The 15,987-nt window shown below is 69.4% G+C and carries 16 protein-coding genes; 1 reads left to right on the top strand and 15 read right to left on the bottom strand.

Annotated features, from left to right (window positions below; all coding sequences use genetic code 11):
• Positions 1 to 87: 87 nt before the first annotated feature.
• The 13 genes from F0P95_RS15955 to F0P95_RS15895 all read right to left on the bottom strand — a co-directional run bounded on the left by F0P95_RS15955 (position 88) and on the right by F0P95_RS15895 (position 14,240).
• On the bottom strand, positions 88 to 2,514 hold the full coding sequence (locus F0P95_RS15955; protein ID WP_182335047.1) for a TonB-dependent receptor domain-containing protein: 2,427 nt from the start codon (positions 2,512 to 2,514) through the stop codon (positions 88 to 90).
• A 115-nt stretch (positions 2,515 to 2,629) separates the two neighbouring features.
• Positions 2,630 to 3,037, bottom strand: a complete 408-nt coding sequence (locus F0P95_RS15950; protein WP_182335046.1) for a hypothetical protein — start codon at positions 3,035 to 3,037, stop codon at positions 2,630 to 2,632.
• Positions 3,038 to 3,185: 148 nt separating this feature from the next.
• Complete coding sequence (locus tag F0P95_RS15945; RefSeq protein WP_182335045.1) at positions 3,186 to 3,863, bottom strand: Fe2+-dependent dioxygenase; 678 nt, start codon at positions 3,861 to 3,863, stop codon at positions 3,186 to 3,188.
• 9 nt (positions 3,864 to 3,872) lie between these two features.
• Entirely contained in the window at positions 3,873 to 4,598 is a 726-nt protein-coding gene (locus F0P95_RS15940) for a tetratricopeptide repeat protein (RefSeq protein WP_182335044.1), read from the bottom strand.
• 91 nt (positions 4,599 to 4,689) lie between these two features.
• The gene (locus F0P95_RS15935; protein WP_182335043.1) at positions 4,690 to 6,972 is read right to left on the bottom strand and encodes a TonB-dependent receptor; all 2,283 of its coding nucleotides are present in this window, start codon (positions 6,970 to 6,972) and stop codon (positions 4,690 to 4,692) included.
• A 648-nt stretch (positions 6,973 to 7,620) separates the two neighbouring features.
• Positions 7,621 to 7,953 (bottom strand): non-heme iron oxygenase ferredoxin subunit, encoded by a 333-nt coding sequence (locus F0P95_RS15930; RefSeq protein WP_182335042.1) that lies wholly within the window; start codon positions 7,951 to 7,953, stop codon positions 7,621 to 7,623.
• Positions 7,950 to 8,486, bottom strand: a complete 537-nt coding sequence (locus F0P95_RS15925) for a GNAT family N-acetyltransferase (RefSeq protein ID WP_182337050.1) — start codon at positions 8,484 to 8,486, stop codon at positions 7,950 to 7,952. Before F0P95_RS15925 ends, F0P95_RS15930 begins: the two co-directional genes overlap by 4 nt.
• 43 nt (positions 8,487 to 8,529) lie before the next feature.
• Positions 8,530 to 9,786, bottom strand: coding sequence for a cysteine desulfurase (locus tag F0P95_RS15920; protein ID WP_182335041.1), 1,257 nt, complete (start codon positions 9,784 to 9,786; stop codon positions 8,530 to 8,532).
• Positions 9,783 to 11,084 (bottom strand): Fe-S cluster assembly protein SufD, encoded by a 1,302-nt coding sequence (gene sufD, locus F0P95_RS15915; RefSeq protein WP_182335040.1) that lies wholly within the window; start codon positions 11,082 to 11,084, stop codon positions 9,783 to 9,785. The genes F0P95_RS15920 and sufD overlap by 4 nt, the downstream gene beginning before the upstream one ends.
• Positions 11,084 to 11,839, bottom strand: a complete 756-nt coding sequence (sufC, locus tag F0P95_RS15910; protein WP_380610790.1) for a Fe-S cluster assembly ATPase SufC — start codon at positions 11,837 to 11,839, stop codon at positions 11,084 to 11,086. Before sufC ends, sufD begins: the two co-directional genes overlap by 1 nt.
• 48 nt (positions 11,840 to 11,887) lie before the next feature.
• A complete protein-coding gene (locus F0P95_RS15905; protein WP_182335039.1) occupies positions 11,888 to 12,304 on the bottom strand; it encodes a lysozyme inhibitor LprI family protein in 417 nt (138 codons plus the stop codon).
• Positions 12,301 to 13,776: a Fe-S cluster assembly protein SufB gene (gene sufB / locus F0P95_RS15900; protein ID WP_182335038.1), complete on the bottom strand. Its 1,476-nt coding sequence runs from the start codon at positions 13,774 to 13,776 to the stop codon at positions 12,301 to 12,303. The genes F0P95_RS15905 and sufB overlap by 4 nt, the downstream gene beginning before the upstream one ends.
• 17 nt (positions 13,777 to 13,793) lie before the next feature.
• Positions 13,794 to 14,240, bottom strand: coding sequence for an SUF system Fe-S cluster assembly regulator (locus F0P95_RS15895; RefSeq protein ID WP_182335037.1), 447 nt, complete (start codon positions 14,238 to 14,240; stop codon positions 13,794 to 13,796).
• A 176-nt stretch (positions 14,241 to 14,416) separates the two neighbouring features.
• On the opposite strand from F0P95_RS15895, the gene F0P95_RS15890 reads away from it, so the two are divergent.
• Positions 14,417 to 14,884: an SET domain-containing protein gene (locus tag F0P95_RS15890; RefSeq protein WP_182335036.1), complete on the top strand. Its 468-nt coding sequence runs from the start codon at positions 14,417 to 14,419 to the stop codon at positions 14,882 to 14,884.
• Between the two features lie 70 nt (positions 14,885 to 14,954).
• Here the strand turns inward: F0P95_RS15890 and F0P95_RS15885 are convergent, their stop codons facing one another.
• Complete coding sequence (locus F0P95_RS15885; RefSeq protein ID WP_182335035.1) at positions 14,955 to 15,542, bottom strand: DUF1439 domain-containing protein; 588 nt, start codon at positions 15,540 to 15,542, stop codon at positions 14,955 to 14,957.
• 93 nt (positions 15,543 to 15,635) lie between these two features.
• A complete protein-coding gene (locus tag F0P95_RS15880; protein WP_054667157.1) occupies positions 15,636 to 15,941 on the bottom strand; it encodes a DUF3861 family protein in 306 nt (101 codons plus the stop codon).
• Between the last annotated feature and the right edge of the window lie 46 nt (positions 15,942 to 15,987).

The raw sequence follows: 15,987 nt of genomic DNA, 5'->3' as shown, positions 1-15,987 counted from the left end.
TTAGAACATTGATGAGAATGATTCGCAATTTGTATCGCTCTGTGTCCCGGCCCGGCGGGTGGAGCAGGCGCCACCCGCCAGGGTGGATCAAAAGCGCACGTTCAGGCTCATCCAGACGCTGCGCGCCTTGTCCTTGTTGTTGTAGTCGTCCTCGAACAGCACCTCGTTGGTCACGTCGCCGTAGATGCCGTTGCCGTTGAGGTCGTTGAACGTGGTCTGGTAGGTGGTGAAGTCGCGGTCGAGCAGGTTGTTGATGCGCGCGTTGATGGTCAGCCAGCCGGTGGCCTCGTACGACGCCCCCAGGTGCAGCACCGTGTAGTCCTTGTAGTACAGCTCCTTGCCGGTGACGGCGCTGACGCCGCGGTAGCGCCTGGAGCGTGCCTCGGCGGTCAGGAACAGGCTCAGGCGGTCGCTGGCCTGCCAGTCGAACGTGGCATTGGCCATGTGCCGCGCGCTGTTGCCCAGCGGCAGCCCCTTCTCCGCGCCGCTCTTCTGCTCGCTGTCGGTGAAGGTGTAGTTGGCGCGCAGGCCGAAGGCGTCGCTGATCGCCCAGCGCGCGGCCAGCTCGGCGCCCTGGATCACGACTTCGTCGATGTTGACCGTGCGGTTGCTGCTCGAATAGCCCAGCTCGGCATACTCGCCGCTGCTGGTGCAGCTCAGGGCCAGGCCGGCGCCGCACGGCTGGCTGTCGATCTTGTCGTCGAAGCGGTTGTGGAACAGCGTGGCGTTGAAGTTGTGGCCCTGCGGGTGCTGCCAGTACACCGCCAGCTCGGTGCTGGTGCTGGTTTCCGGCTTCAGGTCCGGGTTGCCGAAGAACGGCAGCGTGCCCTGGCCGCCGAAGCCGATGACGCCGTCGTACAGGTCGGTGGTCCTGGGCGTCTTGAAGCCGGTGCTGACGCCGCCCTTGATCGTCCACTGCTCGTTCAGGGCATAGACGCCGTACAGGCGCGGGCTCAGGTGGTCGCCGAACACCTTGTGGTCGTCGTAGCGCAGGCCCGCGGTGAGGGTCAGCGGCGCGCTCACCTTCCAGTTGTCCTCGACGAACAGCGAGTACATGTCGTGTTCCTGCTTCAGCCCGGGCGTGCCCTTCTCGGTGCCGAACACGCCGTCGGTCAGTTCGCCGCGGATGACCTGCGTACCGGCCACCAGGGTGTGCTCGCCGGCGGCCTGGAACGGAATGTCGAGCTTGGCGTCCAGGGTGTACTGCGCGCTCTCCAGGGTGCGCTTGGGGCGCGGCAGGAAGGTGGACTCGGCCAGGGCGCGGCGCTCGGCCAGGCCCATGCCGGCGTACGCGCCGGTACCGTCGATCATCGCCAGCAGGCGTTCGCGCTCGGCCACGGTGAACGGCAGGGTGCGGCCATCGTTGTTGGTGGCCACCCGCGCCAGCGAGACGAAACTGTTGCCGATGTCCCACTGGCCTTCGTGGGTCAGCGCCCAGGCATCGCGGGTGAACGCCTGCGACGCGCTGTAGCCGACCCGCGGGTCGGCGCGGCGCGCCCAGGTGCCGCCGTTGGCGCGGCAGGCGGCGGCATTGGCGCCGGTCGCGCCGCTGCAGTAGTTGGATGCGCGCCAGATGCTGTTGATGTTGTCGACGGTACCGACGGGGTACTCCTCCACGCCGCTGTCGTTGATCTTGATCTTGTTGTCGTAGGTTTGCCGCGAGGTGTCGTAGTCCAGCGACAGGGTCTGGTTGTCGGACGGCATCCAGGCCAGGGTGATGCCGCCGGCCTTGTTGGTGTTGTCCACGGTCTTGCCGCCGCTGCCGAAGCCCAGCGGGCGGGTGTGCAGGCCGCCGGCCGGATCGGTGGCCGGCGCGTAGGTCGGGTTGGAGGCCTTGCGCTCGTACCAGCTGCCGCGTGCGCTCAGGTTGAGCACCCCGGGCAGCAGCGGCCCGGTGACGAAGAAGTCCACGGTGCTGTCGTCGCCGAACGCGTCGTCGGTCTCGACGGTGCGGGCGATGCTGGCCGAGCCGTGCCAGCTGTCGAGGGTGCGCCGGGTGATGATGTTGATCACCCCGCCCATGGCGTCGGCGCCATACAGCGTGGACATCGGCCCGCGGATCACCTCGATGCGCTCGATCGCGTCCAGCGGCGGGATGTGGTTGAACTGGTTGCCGCCGAAGTTGTTCGGGTAGATGTCGCCGTGGTTGTTCTGGCGGCGGCCGTTGACCAGGATCAGCGTGTAGTCCGCGCCCATGCCGCGCATGGAGATGGTGCCCTGGCCGGTCTTGTCGCGGGTTTCGCCCACATCCACGCCTTCCAGGTCGCGCACCGCGTCCAGCAGGGTCATGTACGGACGCCTGGACAGCTCCTCGTGGGTGATCACCGAGATGCTGGCCGGTGCGGCGGTGATCTTCTGCTCGAAGCCGGACGCGGTGACCACGACGGTGTCCAGCGTGGACGGCTGCGGCGCGGGGACGCCGGAGGCATGGGCCAGCGCCGGCAGCGCGGCGAGCAGGGCGAGGGCGAGGGAAGTGCGCGCGGCGGGCGCGCGGAAGCGATGGCGCAGAGCCATGGGAAGACCTCGGGAACGGAACGGGAAAAGGCACGGCGGGCCGCTGGCGCGCGGGCGCCACGGCAGCGACGGATGGGGCGGCGGAACAGGCGCGGCGTGGCCGCGCGGCGGCGGCTCAGCGCGGAGGGGGCGCCTGGCTGCGCTGCGACCGCCAGTGGGTGGGCAGGGCGGCCGGCGGTACGGGCATGGCGCCCGGCAGGGGAGGCTGGAGGTACGCGGCCATGTCCATGGCACGGGCCGCCGGGCGCGGGGGCGCGGCGCGCAGCCAGGCCGCGCGCGGCGCCTGCAGCGTGGCCACGCGGCGCAGCTTGGCGGGTGTTTCCTGCTCGGCCGGTCCGCCCGCGGGCGCTTCTTCGCCCGCGCCTGCCGCCGCTGCCACCGCCAGGCGCGCGGCCGCCGCCGGCTGGGTGCCGGCAGGTCCCAGCAGCAGGCACAGCGCCATCAGCACCCACAGCGGTGCACGCAGGCCGTTGCGCAGGTGCGCAAGGGCGGGCAGGCAGCGGTGTCGGAGCAGGTGGTGCATCGAATCCCCGGTGGGTGCGCGTGGCCGCCGGTCAGGCGGCCGGCGTCGTCATCCAATTGTAGTTGGGATTCGTTATCCTATGCAAATAAGAATTCATTTCATTTGAAGCCGGATTGACGCGGGTCAATCCGGCCACCGCACCGTCGCGTCAGACCTCGGCCCATTGCCGCAGCAGGTTGTGGTACACGCCGGTCAGCTGCAGTACCGCGTTGGCATCGGCGTTGCCGTGGCGCAGGGTTTCGATGGACGTATCCATCTCGAACAGCAGCCGTCGCCGCGCATCGTCGCGGACCATGCTCTGCACCCAGAAGAACGACGCCAGCCGCGCGCCACGGGTGACCGGCGTCACCTGGTGCAGGCTGCTGGAGGGATACAGGACCAGGTCGCCGGCCGGCAGCTTCACCGCGTGTTCGCCATAGGTGTCGCTGATGACCAGTTCGCCGCCTTCGTACTCGTCCGGCGGGTTGAGGAACAGGGTGCACGACACGTCCGAGCGCAGCTGTTCGCCGTGGGACAGGTTCATCACCGCGCCGTCGACGTGGAAGCCGTAGGTGCCGCCGCCGGTGTAGCGGTTGAAGCGGGGCGGCAGGTACTTCAGCGGCAGGGCGGCGCTGAAGAACAGCGGGTGCCTGGCCAGTGCCAGCAGGATGGTTTCGCCCAGTTCGCGCCGCAGCGGCGAATCCTCCGGCAACTGCTCGTTGCGCTTGGCCTGGGCGCCGAGGTGGCCCACCGTCTGGCGGCCATCGGTCCATTGCGCGGCGTCGAGCCTGGCGCGGAATCCGGCGACCTGCGCCGGTGTCAACACGTTGGGGATATGCAGCAGCATGGGGGTTCCTCAGTCTGCGGGATGTTCGACCAGCGCGCGTACCCGCGGGTGCGGCGATGCGGCCAGTTGCGGGACGATGTGCGCCATGAACGCGGGGCTGCCGTGCGCGAGCGCGAGCCGCAGCCAGTGCAGGGCTTCGTCGATGCGGCCCTGCTGCAGCACGATGGAGGCGTAGTTGGCCTGCCCGCGGAAGTCGCCGGCTTCGGCCGCGCGCCGGTACCACTCCAGCGCCGCCTGCGGATCGCGCGCGGTCTCCAGCCCGTCTTCCAGGTGGCGCGCCAGCAGGTTCATCGACTTGGCGTGGCCCAGGTGGGCGGCACGGGTGTAGAGCGCGAGCGCCTGGCGCCGATCCTGCGCCACGCCGCGGCCGGTGGCGAGCAGGTTGGCATGGTTGTACATGCCCCAGTCCAGCCCGGCGTCGGCCGCGCGGCGGTACCACACGGCGGCCAGCGCCAGGTCGATGGCGGTGCCCTGGCCCAGCTCGTGGCAGCGCCCCAGCATGTTCATCGCCACCGCGTCGCCGTTGTTGGCCGCGGTGGCGTACCACAGCAGCGCGGCCTCGGCGTCGCGCGCGGTCCCCTTGCCGTCCATGTGCATCTGCGCCAGCAGCAGCTGCGCGCCGACCTGCCCGTGCAGGGCGGCATCGCGGACTTCGGCGAAGGCCGCCTGCGGATCGGAACGCAGGCGCGCGGCCAGCGCGTCGGCATCGAGCGGGGGGCGGGAGGGCGTGGACATCGCGGGCCTGGGTCGAGCCTGGCAGTGGCGTGGGGAACGCTGCGCCGGAGCCGGTGGCGGGGAAACCGGCCACCGTCCCGGCGCGCGGGCATCAGAACCTGACGTTGAGCGCCAGCGTGGCCGAACGCCCCGGCGCGATGCTCGCGTAATGCGAGGCATAGGCCTTGGTGAAGTAGATCTTGTCGGTCAGGTTCTGCAGGTTGAGCTGCAGGCTGATGTTGTCCTGGATCGCGTAGCTGGCCATCGCGTCCCAGCGCGTATAGGCCGGGATCCACTTGCTGTTGGCCGCGTCGCCGTACTGCTTGTCGACGTAGCTGGCGCCGCCGCCGACGGTCAGGCCGAACGGGAACGCATAGGTGGTCCACAGCGTGGCGGCATGCCTGGGCGTGTTCGGGAAGACGTTGCCGTTGTTCGGCGAGACGATCCACACGCCCGGGGCCGGGCAGCCGGTGCGGCTGGAGACCGAGCAGACGTAGCCGTTGTCCTTCAGTTCCGAATCCATCCAGGTGTAGCCGCCGGCGACGCTCCAGCGGTCGCTGATCTGGCCGTTGACGCCGATCTCCACGCCGTTGATCGCCTTGCTGCCGGCGTTCTGGGTGTTGCCGTTGTCGAGCACGACGCGGGCATTGTTCATCTCGGTATGGAAGAGCGCTGCCGTCAGGTTCAGGCGGTTGCCGAACAGGTCCCACTTGGTGCCCAGTTCGTAGTTCTTCGTTTCCTGCGGCTTCAGGTTCTGGATGGCGGCGCTGATCGAATCGTTGCCTTCACCGCTGTCCATGCCCGGCGGGGTGGACGAGGTGCCATAGGAGAGATAGATGCTGCCGTTGGCCGTCGGCTTGAACACCACGCCGGCCTGGTAGTTGAGGAAGGCCTCGCTGTTGCCCAGCACGGTCGGCGCCTTGCCGGCGACCGGGGTGACCTGTTCGGTGTCGTAGTCGTCCCAGCGCAGGCCGAGGTTGAGCAGCCAGCGCGGGCTCAGTTCGATGGTGTCGAACGCGTACACCGAGGTGGTGCGGGTAGTCTGGCGGATGTCCAGCGCCTTGTCGCTGCGGGTGACCGGATGGCTGGCGGCCCACGGGTCGTTCGGGTCGGGAGCGTAGAAATCGGTGCAGTTCCAGCCGGTCGCCGCGCCGGTGGTCGGGCAGGCCTGGGTGCCGTCGATGGCGTTGTTGGTGCCGCCGCCGCCGATCAGGTAGCGGCCCTTGCTGCTCTTCTCCTCGCTGTACTCGACCCCGGCGCTGTAGCTGTGCGCCAGCGCGCCGGTGCGGAACGCGCCGGTCAGGCTCAGCTGGTCGGCGAAGGTGCGGGTGTCGATGGCGCGGTCGTTGGTGCGGCGCCACAGGGTGCCGTACTTGTTGGGGTTGTTCTTGCTGTCGTCCGGCTGGGTCCACAGGTAGTCGTTGCTGGTGTTGCCCAGGCGCGCGATGTTGCGCAGCTTGTGGCCGCCCAGGTCGTAGCTGGCATCGATGGTGCTGATGTCGGCGCGGGTACGCTGGAAGTCGCGGTCCTTCAGCCCGTAGTAGTTGTTGCGGTCGGGCACCAGCGGCCGGCCGGTGGTGGTGCCGGTGGCCGGGTCGGCATACGGGAAGCCGCCGGCGTCGGGCAGGTCGTCGGTTTCCAGGTGGTAATGGCTGGCGATCACCTGCAGCGGACCGTTCAGGCCGAACGCGACCGACGGGGCGATGCCCCAGCGGCTGACATTGGCGGCGTCGCGGCCGGGAATGTCGGCGGCGTGCCTGAGCAGGTTCAGGCGCGCGGCGATGCCATCGCCCAGCACGTAGTTGGCGTCCACGGTACCGCGGGCGTAGCGGTCGCTGCCCACGCCCATGCTGACGCTGGTCTCGTTCTTCAGCTTCGGGGTCTTGCTGACCAGGTTGATGCTGCCGCCACCGGAATCGCGGCCGCCATAGGCTGAGCTTGGCCCCTTGACCACTTCCAGCTGCTCCAGGTCGAACACCTCGCGGGTCTGCGTGCCGACATCGCGCAGGCCGTCCACGAACATGTTGCTCTGGCCGTCGAAGCCGCGCAGGAACGGGCGGTCGCCGGTGGAGTTGCCGCCCTCGCCGGCGCCGAAGGTGATGCCGGGAACCATGCGCAGTGCGTCCACCAGGTTGGTGGCGCCGATTTCCTGGAGGGTCTTCTCGGTGACGACCGCCACCGACTTGGGGGTGTCCAGCAGCTCGGCGGTGAACTTGGGCGAGGACGGTGCGAACCAGCTGCCGCGGACCTGGACCTTGTCCAGGTCGGTGGCCTGTACGGCGCCGGCATCCGCGTCCGCGGCCTGCGCGGTCAGCGGGGAAAAGCCGGCGGCCAGGGTGGCCGTGGCCAGCACGGTGGCGCGCGGCGCGTACTTGCGGGTCTTGATGTGGTTCATGGATGACGATGTCCGGGGAAAAGTGAAGACGAAAGCGGCAGCGCAGGCGCCGGCAGTGCGGACGCCCGGGAGGCGGATCAGCGAAGCGGGGGGTGGCCGGCGGGCGCCCATGGCCCGTGGCCGGCATCCGCGCGGAATTCAGCCGTGGCGGCTGGCAGGTGGTGCATGCGCCGGTGGCGACCGGTACGTCCGTGCGCCGGGCGTCGCCGGAACGCTGGCCGGCAGCCGCGGCGAGGCCAGCCGGGGTGCATGCCGGGCTGGCCAGTGCGCACCCCATGCCTGCGCCGGGCGCGCGCTGCCGGGCGCTTCGGCGTCGGCCTCGGCCATCGCAGGCATGTGCATCGCCTGCCCGCCCGGGGCCATCGGCTGGCCGGCGGACGTGGCAACGGGAACATCAGCGATGGGCCGTGCGCTGGCGTGGGCCGCGGGAGCCAGCGCCGCCACCAGCAAGGTGGCGAGGAAAAAGCCGACAAGCAGCCACAGGCGCCAGTACCGCCGGACCGGGACGGTCGGCAGGCAGGGCGGGGCTCCGTTGCAGGAGCTCCGCGGGTAGGCGCGGGCGGCATGCATAACGGTAAATTAAACGATAATGATTCGCATGTCCACAATCATGCGGGGCGCCCCCGGCCCAGGGCGCCATTGCCCGGCTCAGTCGCGGTCGTCGCGGGCCCAGATGCCGCCGTTTTCGCGCTTGACCGGGAACCTGGGCACCGCGGTGTAGGCCGGGGCGCACAGCGCGCGGCCGTCGCGGACGTCGAAACGGGCGCCGTGCAGGACGCACTCGATGCTGCCCTCGACCGGATCGATGCTGCCAGAGGACAGTTCGAACTCCTCGTGGGTGCACTGGTCTTCCAGCGCGTACAGCTCGCCGTCCAGGTTGAACACGACGATCGGGGCGCCGGTGACGTCGTCGAACGCGGTCTTCATCTCGCCCGGCAGCAGTTCCCCGCTGGCGCAGACGTAGGTCCAGGTCGCGCTCATGCCGCGCCCTCCAGCGGTTTCTCCAGCACCTCGAAGCGCAGGTCGTCGCGCTTGGGCAGGCCGAAGCGCGCGTCGCCGTAGGGGAACGGCTTCTTGATCCCGGTGCGGGCATAGCCGCGGCGCTCGTAGAAGGCGATCAGCTCCTCGCGGCAGTCGATCACCGTCATCTGCATGCTCGGCAGCCGCCAGTGCCCGGCCACGTGGCGCTCGGCCTGCCGCATGACCTGCTTGCCGACCCCGCCGCCCTGCGCGGTGGGGCTGACCGCGAACATGCCGAAGTAGCCATGGCCGTCCTCGTCGGCGACGTGGCAGCAGGCCAGCAGCCGGCCGCCCTGCTCGGCCAGCAGGATCGCGCTGCGCGGACGCTGGATGTCGGCGAGGATGCCTTCGGCATCCACCCGCTGGCCGTCGAGGAGGTCGGCTTCGGTGGTCCAGCCCACGCGCGAGGCGTCGCCACGGTAGGCGGAGGTGACCAGTTCGATCAGGGCCGGAACGTCGTCCGGGGTGGCGGTGCGGAAGGTGAGGGCGTCCATGCCCGCATTGTAGGACGCGGCCACGCCCGGCTCCATGCAATGCTCAGCCCAGCAGGGCACGTACCTTCTTCAGCGCGGCCATGAACGCCTCGATCTCCGCATGCGTGTTGTAGAACGCCAGCGAGGCGCGGCAGGTCGCGGCCACCCCGTAGTACTGCAGCAGCGGATGCGCGCAGTGCTGGCCCGAGCGCACCGCCACGCCCTGCAGGTCGAGCAGGGTGGCCAGGTCGTGCGCGTGCGCGCCCTCGACCAGGAAGGAGACCACGGCCGCCTTGTGCGGGGCGGTGCCGAAGATGCGCACGCCTTCCACGCGCTGCAGCTCCTCGGTGAAGTGCGCCAGCAGTTCCTGCTCGCGGGCGGCGATATGGCCGCGGCCGAGGCCGTCCAGGTAGTCGACCGCCACGCCAAGACCGATGAAGCCGGCGATGTTGGGCGTGCCGGCCTCGAACTTCTGCGGGGCGTCGTTGAACACCGTGCCCTCGAAGCTGACTTCCTTGATCATTTCGCCACCGCCCAGGAACGGCGGCATGTCCTGCAGCAGTTCGCGGCGTGCCCACAGTGCGCCGGTGCCGGTGGGCCCGCACATCTTGTGGCCGGTGACGGCATAGAAGTCGCAGCCGATGGCGGCCACGTCCAGCTCCAGGTGCGGCGCGGCCTGGGAACCGTCGATGACGGTGACGATGCCGCGCCGGCGCGCTTCGCGGCAGATCTCGCGGACCGGGTTGACCGTGCCCAGCACGTTGGAGACGTGGGTCAGCGCCAGCAGCTTCACCTCCGGCGTCATCGCCGCGTGCAGCGCGTCCATGTCCAGGCTGCCGTCCGCGGTGATCTCGGCCACGCGGATGCGGGCGCCGGTGCGCTCGGCGACCAGCTGCCAGGGCACGATGTTGGCGTGGTGTTCCATGCGCGAGACCAGGATCACGTCGCCGGCCTTCAGCCGCGGCAGCGCCCACGAGTAGGCCACCAGGTTGATGGCGAAGGTGGTGCCGCTGCACAGCACCAGTTCGTTGGCGCGCACATTGAGGAAGCGCGCCAGCTTGGTGCGCGCGCCTTCGTAGGCATCGGTGGCCTCGGTCCCCAGCGCGTGCACCGCGCGGCTGACGTTGGCGTTGTAGCGGCGATAGAACTCGTCCACCGCGCCGATCACCGGCACCGGCTTCTGCGCGGTGTTGGCGTTGTCGAAATACACCAGCGGCTTGCCGTTGACCTCGCGCATCAGCAGCGGGAAATCGGCGCGCACGCGCTCCCAGTCGGGGGCGCTGCCGGTGGCGGGAATCGGGCGCGGGGAGGAAAGGTTCATGCCATGCCTGCCTGTTGCAGCGCCTGGCCCAGGTGGTGGACCAGCTTCTCGGTGAGGATCTCGTCCACGGCCGCCAGCGGCTCGTTGCAGAACGCGGTGCTGAGCATGGCGCGCGCCTGTTCGGCCGGCACCCCGCGCGAGCGCAGGTAGAACAGCGAGTTGGCATCGAGCTGGCCGACGGTGGCGCCGTGCGCGGCCTTGACCTCGTCGGCGTCGATCACCAGCGTCGGCTGGGTGTCGATCTCGGCGTCGGCGGACAGCAGCAGGTTCTTGTTTGACAGGTTGGCGTCGGTGCCGTCGGCGCCTTCGCGGATGTGGATGCCACCGTGGAACACGACCCGGCTGCGGTTGGCGGCCACGCCCCGCCACAGCAGTTCGGCGCGGGTGTCGCGGGCGATGTGCTCGATGCCCAGGCGGGTGTCGATGTGGCGGCGGCCGGTGCCCAGCAGCACGCCATTGGCGACCAGCCGGGCGTTGTCGCCTTCCAGGCGCACGTTGAGTTCGTGGCGGCTCAGCGCGGCGCCCAGTTCCAGGTCGATGCGGCGGTACTCCGCATCGCGCGCCAGCACCGCGTCGGTACGCAGCAGCGAGGTGGCGCGCGCGCTGTCGGCCTGCACGCGGGCATGCGCGAGCCGGGCGTCCTGCGCCAGGTGGACGTGCACCAGGGTGTTGTCCAGGTGCGCGCTGTCGCCGGCCTGCAGGTGGTGCTCGACCAGGTTCAGCGAAGCGCCGCGGCGCAGCTCGAACAGGTGGCGGTGGTGCCAGGCGATGTCGTTCGCGTCCCTGGCCCCGGCGGTGGCATCGGCGTGCGCGGCGCCCGGCGGCGCGCTGACGAAGACCAGGTGCAACGGCGTCGCCGCGGCGATGCCTTCGGCCACCTGCACCAGCACGCCCTCGTCGGCAAGCGCGGCATTGAGCTGGGCGAAGACCTCCTCGGCGCGGTCGAAGCGGCGGCCGAGGAAACCGGCGGCCAGCGGCTCGTCGCGGCGCACGGACGACAGCGTGCGCACCTGCACGCCGGCGTCCAGCCCGGACAGGTCGCTGTGGGCGTCGCTGGGGCGGCCGTTGACGAAGACCAGCCGCGGCGCCGGGATGGCGGCCAGCAACGCGTCATCGACGCTCGGCGCCTGCAGCGGCGCGGCACCGAAGCTGCGGCGTTCGAGCTGGCGCAGCGAGGTGTACTTCCAGGCTTCGCTGCGCGCGGCGGGCAACCCGCTGCGCAGCGCGGCATCGAGCGTGGCGCGACGCTCGTCGTTGCCGCAGAACGCGGCGGCCAGCGATTGCAGGAGCGGACTCATTACTTGGCTGCCTCGCGCACCACGCGGTCCTTGAGGAAGTCGTAGCCGTGCGCTTCCAGCTCCAGCGCCAGCTCCGGGCCGCCGCTCTTGACGATGCGACCGTCGGCCAGCACGTGCACCACGTCCGGCTTGATGTAGTCGAGCAGGCGCTGGTAGTGGGTGATGACCAGGAACGAGCGTTCCGGCGAGCGCAGCGCGTTGACGCCGTCGGCCACGCTCTTGAGCGCGTCGATGTCCAGCCCGGAGTCGGTCTCGTCGAGGATCGCCAGCTTCGGTTCCAGCACCGCCAGCTGGAAGATCTCGTTGCGCTTCTTCTCGCCGCCGGAGAAGCCCTCGTTGACGCCGCGGTGCAGCAGCTCGTCCTTCAGGTGCAGCACGGCCAGCTTCTGCCGCACCAGCTTGAGGAACTGCATGGAGTCCAGTTCCGGCTCGCCGCGGGTCTTGCGCTGGGCGTTGAGCGCGGCGCGCAGGAAATAGGTGTTGTTCACGCCCGGGATCTCCACCGGGTACTGGAACGCCAGGAACAGGCCGGCGGCGGCGCGCGCTTCCGGCTCCAGCTCCAGCAGGTCGTTGCCTTCGAAGCGCACGCTGCCGTCGGTCACCTCGTAGCCGTCGCGGCCGGACAGTACGTTGCCCAGGGTCGACTTGCCGGCGCCGTTGGGGCCCATGATGGCGTGGACTTCACCGGGCTTCACGTCCAGCGACAGGCCCTTGAGGATTTCCTTGTCGCCGATGCTTGCGTGGAGGTTTTCGATCTTCAGCATGAGGGTGCGGTCTTCAAATTTGAATGTGGGGCGGGGCGATCAGAGCTCGCCTTCGGCGCGATCGAGGAAGGTGGCGCGCAGCCAGTGGGTGCGCTGCCGGGTGAGCCCGGCCTTGTTGGCCGAGTACAGCATCGGGTACATCGAGCCGTACAGGACGCGCGGGTTCTCGTCCTTGCCCACCGGGTAGCGTGCCTCGATGTCGGCGTCGCGCAGCTGGATCCACAGGCGCTGGGCGCTGCGCAGCTTGTCGATGGCCACCGGCTGGCCCTGCAGCTTCTGCATCACCTGCCGGTATACGGCGTTGAGCTCGGCATCGCTGGCGTCGGCGTCGCGCGCGGCGCATTCGTTGATGTCCAGCTGGGTGCGGGGATCGTCGCAGGCCTTGCCCGGCGAGGCGGCCGAGGCAGCCACCGGCAGCAATGCCAGCAGGAGCAGGGGCAGGGGCAGGCGGATCATCCGACCGAGCCTTCCAGCGACACTTCCAGCAGCTTCTTGGCTTCCACCGCGAACTCCATCGGCAGCTCCTTGAACACCTGCTTGCAGAAGCCGTCGACGATCATCGACACCGCGTTCTCCTGGTCGATGCCGCGCGCGCGGCAGTAGAACAGCTGGTCATCGGAGATCTTGGAGGTGGTGGCCTCGTGCTCGACGGTGGCGGCGGGGTTCTTCACCTCGATGTAGGGGAAGGTGTGGGCGCCGCACTTCTTGCCGATCAGCAGCGAATCGCACTGGGTGTAGTTGCGCGCGCCCTCGGCCCCGGCGGCGACCTTGACCAGGCCGCGGTAGGTGTTCTGGCCGTGGCCGGCGCTGATGCCCTTGGAGACGATCTTGCTCTTGGTGCGTTTGCCGACGTGGATCATCTTGGTGCCGGTGTCGGCCTGCTGGCGGTGGTGGGTCAGCGCCACCGAGTGGAACTCGCCCACCGAGTCGTCGCCCAGCAGCACGCACGACGGGTACTTCCAGGTGATCGCCGAGCCGGTTTCCACCTGGGTCCAGGTGACCTTGGAGCGGGCGCCGCGGCATTCGGCGCGCTTGGTGACGAAGTTGTAGATGCCGCCCACGCCGTTCTCGTCGCCCGGGTACCAGTTCTGCACGGTGGAGTACTTGATCTCGGCGTCTTCCAGCGCCACCAGCTCCACCACCGCGGCGTGCAGCTGGTTCTCGTCGCGCATCGGCGCGGTGCAGCCTTCCAGGTAGGAGACGTGGCCCTTGTCCTCGCAGATGATCAGCGTGCGCTCGAACTGGCCGGTGTTGTTGGCGTTGATGCGGAAGTAGGTGCTCAGCTCCATCGGGCAGCGCACGCCCTTGGGCACGAACACGAAGCTGCCGTCGGAGAACACTGCCGAATTGAGCGCGGCGAAATAGTTGTCGCCCACCGGTACCACCGAGCCCAGGTACTGGCGGACCAGCTCGGGATACTCGCGGATGGCCTCGGAGATCGAGCAGAAGATCACGCCCTTGTCGGCCAGTTCCTTGCGGAACGTGGTGCCGACCGAGACCGAGTCGAACACCGCGTCGACCGCCACGCCGGCCAGCTTGGCGCGCTCGTGCAGCGGCACGCCGAGCTTGTCGTAGGTGTCCAGCAGCTCCTTGGGCACTTCGTCCAGCGACTTGTACTTGGGGCCCTTGGGCGCGGAGTAATAGCTCAGCGCCTGCAGGTCGATCGGGCCGATCTGCAGCTTGGCCCAGTCCGGCTGGCGCAGGGTCAGGAAGTGGCGGTAGGCGTCCAGGCGCCACTGCGTCATCCACTCCGGTTCGTCCTTCTTGGCCGACAGGGCGCGGATGATGTCCTCGTCCAGGCCCGGCGGGAACGACTCGGATTCGATCTCGGTGACGAAGCCGGCCTCGTACTTGCGGCCCAGCTGTTCGTGGATCTCGCGGTTGGGGGTGTCGGCGCTGCCGACGCTTTCGATGGTCTCGGTGGCCATGAGGCTGCCTACGGAATTCAGGAAACGATGCTGACGTCGATGCGCCGGCGATCAGCAAGTGGGAGGGGGTGCAGCATCTGCGCCAGCGTCACCCCGCGCAGGGCGTCGGCGACCACGTCGTTGATCAGCCGCCAGTTCGAGCGCACGCCGCACTGGCCGGCGATGCCGCACTGGCTCTCGCCCTGGCTGCACTCGGTGATCGCCAGCGGGCCTTCCATCGCCTCGACGATCTCGATCAGGCTGATCCCGGTGGCCGGACGGGTCAGACGGTAGCCGCCGCGCACGCCGCGCAGGCCCTCGACCAGCCCGGCCTGCGCCAGCGGCTTGAGCAGCTTGCTGACCGTGGGCGGCTCGAGCCCAGCGGCCTCGGCCAGCTCGGTCGCGCTGAGCACCTCGTCCGGCCGCGTGGCGAGCACGGTCATGACGACGCTGGCGTAGTCGGTGAGCTTGGTGACGCGGAGCATGGGAAGGCGGGGGGATCAATGTGGACCGAAATTGTACGCTTTTGTGGGCGAGGCCTCAAATCCGCTTCCCGGCGACGCGTTGATGCAGGTCAAGCCGGCGGTATCCGGCGCCCGGGCTTGGGAAGCCTGCGCGACTGCGCGAGAATCCCCCTTCCCATCGTTTCCCGGCCATGTACATGCCCAAGAAGATCCAGGCGCGCAAATCCACCATCCACGGCAATGGCGTGTTCGCGCTGGCGGCCATCGCCAAGGGCGAACGTGTCATCGAGTACAAGGGGCTGCGCCGGACCCACGCCGAGGTGGACGCCGACGATGCGGGCGATGTGGAAAGCGGCCATACCTTCCTGTTCACGCTCAACGACGATTACGTCATCGATGCCAGCTACAAGGGCAATGACGCGCGCTGGATCAACCACAGCTGCGACCCCAACTGCGAGGCGCTGATCGAAGAGGCCGAGGGCGACGACCGTACCGCGGACAAGGTGTTCATCGAGGCGATCCGCGCGATCCGCCCGGGCGAGGAGCTGACCTACAACTACGGCATCACCCTGGCCGAGCGCCACACCCCGCGCCTGAAGAAAATCTGGGAGTGCCGCTGCGGTTCGCCCAAGTGCACCGGCACCATGCTGCAGCCCAAGCGCTGAGGCGGGCGCGCGGGGCGTTCCCAGGCCGGGCCGCAGGCGCGGCCCGGGTCCACGCCCGGCAGGGCGGGCGTCAGTTGCCGGGCAGTCCCTGCGGCAGCAGCGCGCCCAGGTTCTGGTTGAAGTCCACCGCGATGCGGCCGTTCTCGATGCCCACCGACTTCACCTGCAGCGCGCCCATCACGTTGGCGATGGCCGGTTCGATGCGGTAGATCGGCTCGCGGCGCGCATAGTCGGCCAGCCAGGTGTTGAGCAGGCTGCGCGTGCCGGCATCGAGTTCGGCGCCGGCCATGGCCGGGCGGAACGCGTCGACGGTCGGCTGTTCCAGGTGGAAGCCACGGGTCTGCGCGTCGTAGCGCAGGCCGCTGCTGAGCTGCACGTTGCCCACCGGCATCGGCGCACCGCCGGCGGCGGCCATGGCCAGGTCGAACTGCAGGTTCAGGCGGCTGCCCGCCGGCAGCGTGAGCCGCGGCTGGCTGACGGTCATCGCGAGCAGCCCGCCGAGGGCCTTCTGCGAGCGCGGAAAGCTGCCATCCAGGTAGTGCTGCACGTCGGCCGCGTCGACCATGAGCTTGCGGCCGCTGACCTGCGGCGAGGCGTGGGCGCTGGTGGCCATGACCACGCAGGCGACGGCGGGCAGCAACAGGGAGCGGAGGTTCATCGTATCGGCCTGCGAAGAGTGTGGCGGGGGAAGCGACGCACGATACCCGGAAACGGTGAATGGCCGGTTAGCGCGGCGGCGTCGCCACCGCACTCACCGTGCCTGGCGCAGTGCCTGCAGCTTCGCGATCAGCCCGTCGAGTTCCGGCTGCAGTGCCGCCAGCGGGTGGGCGTCGTCGCGCGCGGCCACGGCCAGCGCTTCCAGCAGGCCGGTGGCGACCACCGCGCCTGCAGCCTCGTTGCACGACAGGCGCCGCTGCCGCTGTGCGTCCTCCAGTTCGTGCATCCAGTTGCGCGGGCTGCGTTGTTCGAACTCGATGGTGCAACGGCCGCTGCACTGCAGGCCATCGGCTTCGATCGGCGTGACGGTGATGCGGTAGCGGTGCTTGCTGCTGGACATGGTGTGGCGTGTGAGCGTGGGGCTTGGCGACCACCATAGGCCCGCT

Origin of the sequence: Stenotrophomonas acidaminiphila, from assembly GCF_014109845.1 — a bacterium.
In the GTDB taxonomy this organism is placed as follows: Bacteria; Pseudomonadota; Gammaproteobacteria; order Xanthomonadales; family Xanthomonadaceae; genus Stenotrophomonas; species Stenotrophomonas acidaminiphila.
Note: the sequence above shows the minus strand (reverse complement) of the source record. Positions and strands in the feature narration are given on the sequence as shown.

Coding starts and splice junctions, on each gene's coding strand:
- F0P95_RS15935 (WP_182335043.1), bottom strand. CDS start 6,972: ATGAACCACATCAAGACCCGCAAGTACGCGCCGCGCGCCACCGTGCTG.
- F0P95_RS15955 (WP_182335047.1), bottom strand. CDS start 2,514: ATGGCTCTGCGCCATCGCTTCCGCGCGCCCGCCGCGCGCACTTCCCTC.
- F0P95_RS15945 (WP_182335045.1), bottom strand. CDS start 3,863: ATGCTGCTGCATATCCCCAACGTGTTGACACCGGCGCAGGTCGCCGGA.
- sufD (WP_182335040.1), bottom strand. CDS start 11,084: ATGAGTCCGCTCCTGCAATCGCTGGCCGCCGCGTTCTGCGGCAACGAC.
- F0P95_RS15885 (WP_182335035.1), bottom strand. CDS start 15,542: ATGAACCTCCGCTCCCTGTTGCTGCCCGCCGTCGCCTGCGTGGTCATG.
- F0P95_RS15880 (WP_054667157.1), bottom strand. CDS start 15,941: ATGTCCAGCAGCAAGCACCGCTACCGCATCACCGTCACGCCGATCGAA.
- F0P95_RS15905 (WP_182335039.1), bottom strand. CDS start 12,304: ATGATCCGCCTGCCCCTGCCCCTGCTCCTGCTGGCATTGCTGCCGGTG.
- sufB (WP_182335038.1), bottom strand. CDS start 13,776: ATGGCCACCGAGACCATCGAAAGCGTCGGCAGCGCCGACACCCCCAAC.
- F0P95_RS15940 (WP_182335044.1), bottom strand. CDS start 4,598: ATGTCCACGCCCTCCCGCCCCCCGCTCGATGCCGACGCGCTGGCCGCG.
- F0P95_RS15950 (WP_182335046.1), bottom strand. CDS start 3,037: ATGCACCACCTGCTCCGACACCGCTGCCTGCCCGCCCTTGCGCACCTG.
- F0P95_RS15920 (WP_182335041.1), bottom strand. CDS start 9,786: ATGAACCTTTCCTCCCCGCGCCCGATTCCCGCCACCGGCAGCGCCCCC.
- F0P95_RS15925 (WP_182337050.1), bottom strand. CDS start 8,486: ATGGACGCCCTCACCTTCCGCACCGCCACCCCGGACGACGTTCCGGCC.
- F0P95_RS15930 (WP_182335042.1), bottom strand. CDS start 7,953: ATGAGCGCGACCTGGACCTACGTCTGCGCCAGCGGGGAACTGCTGCCG.
- F0P95_RS15895 (WP_182335037.1), bottom strand. CDS start 14,240: ATGCTCCGCGTCACCAAGCTCACCGACTACGCCAGCGTCGTCATGACC.
- F0P95_RS15890 (WP_182335036.1), top strand. CDS start 14,417: ATGCCCAAGAAGATCCAGGCGCGCAAATCCACCATCCACGGCAATGGC.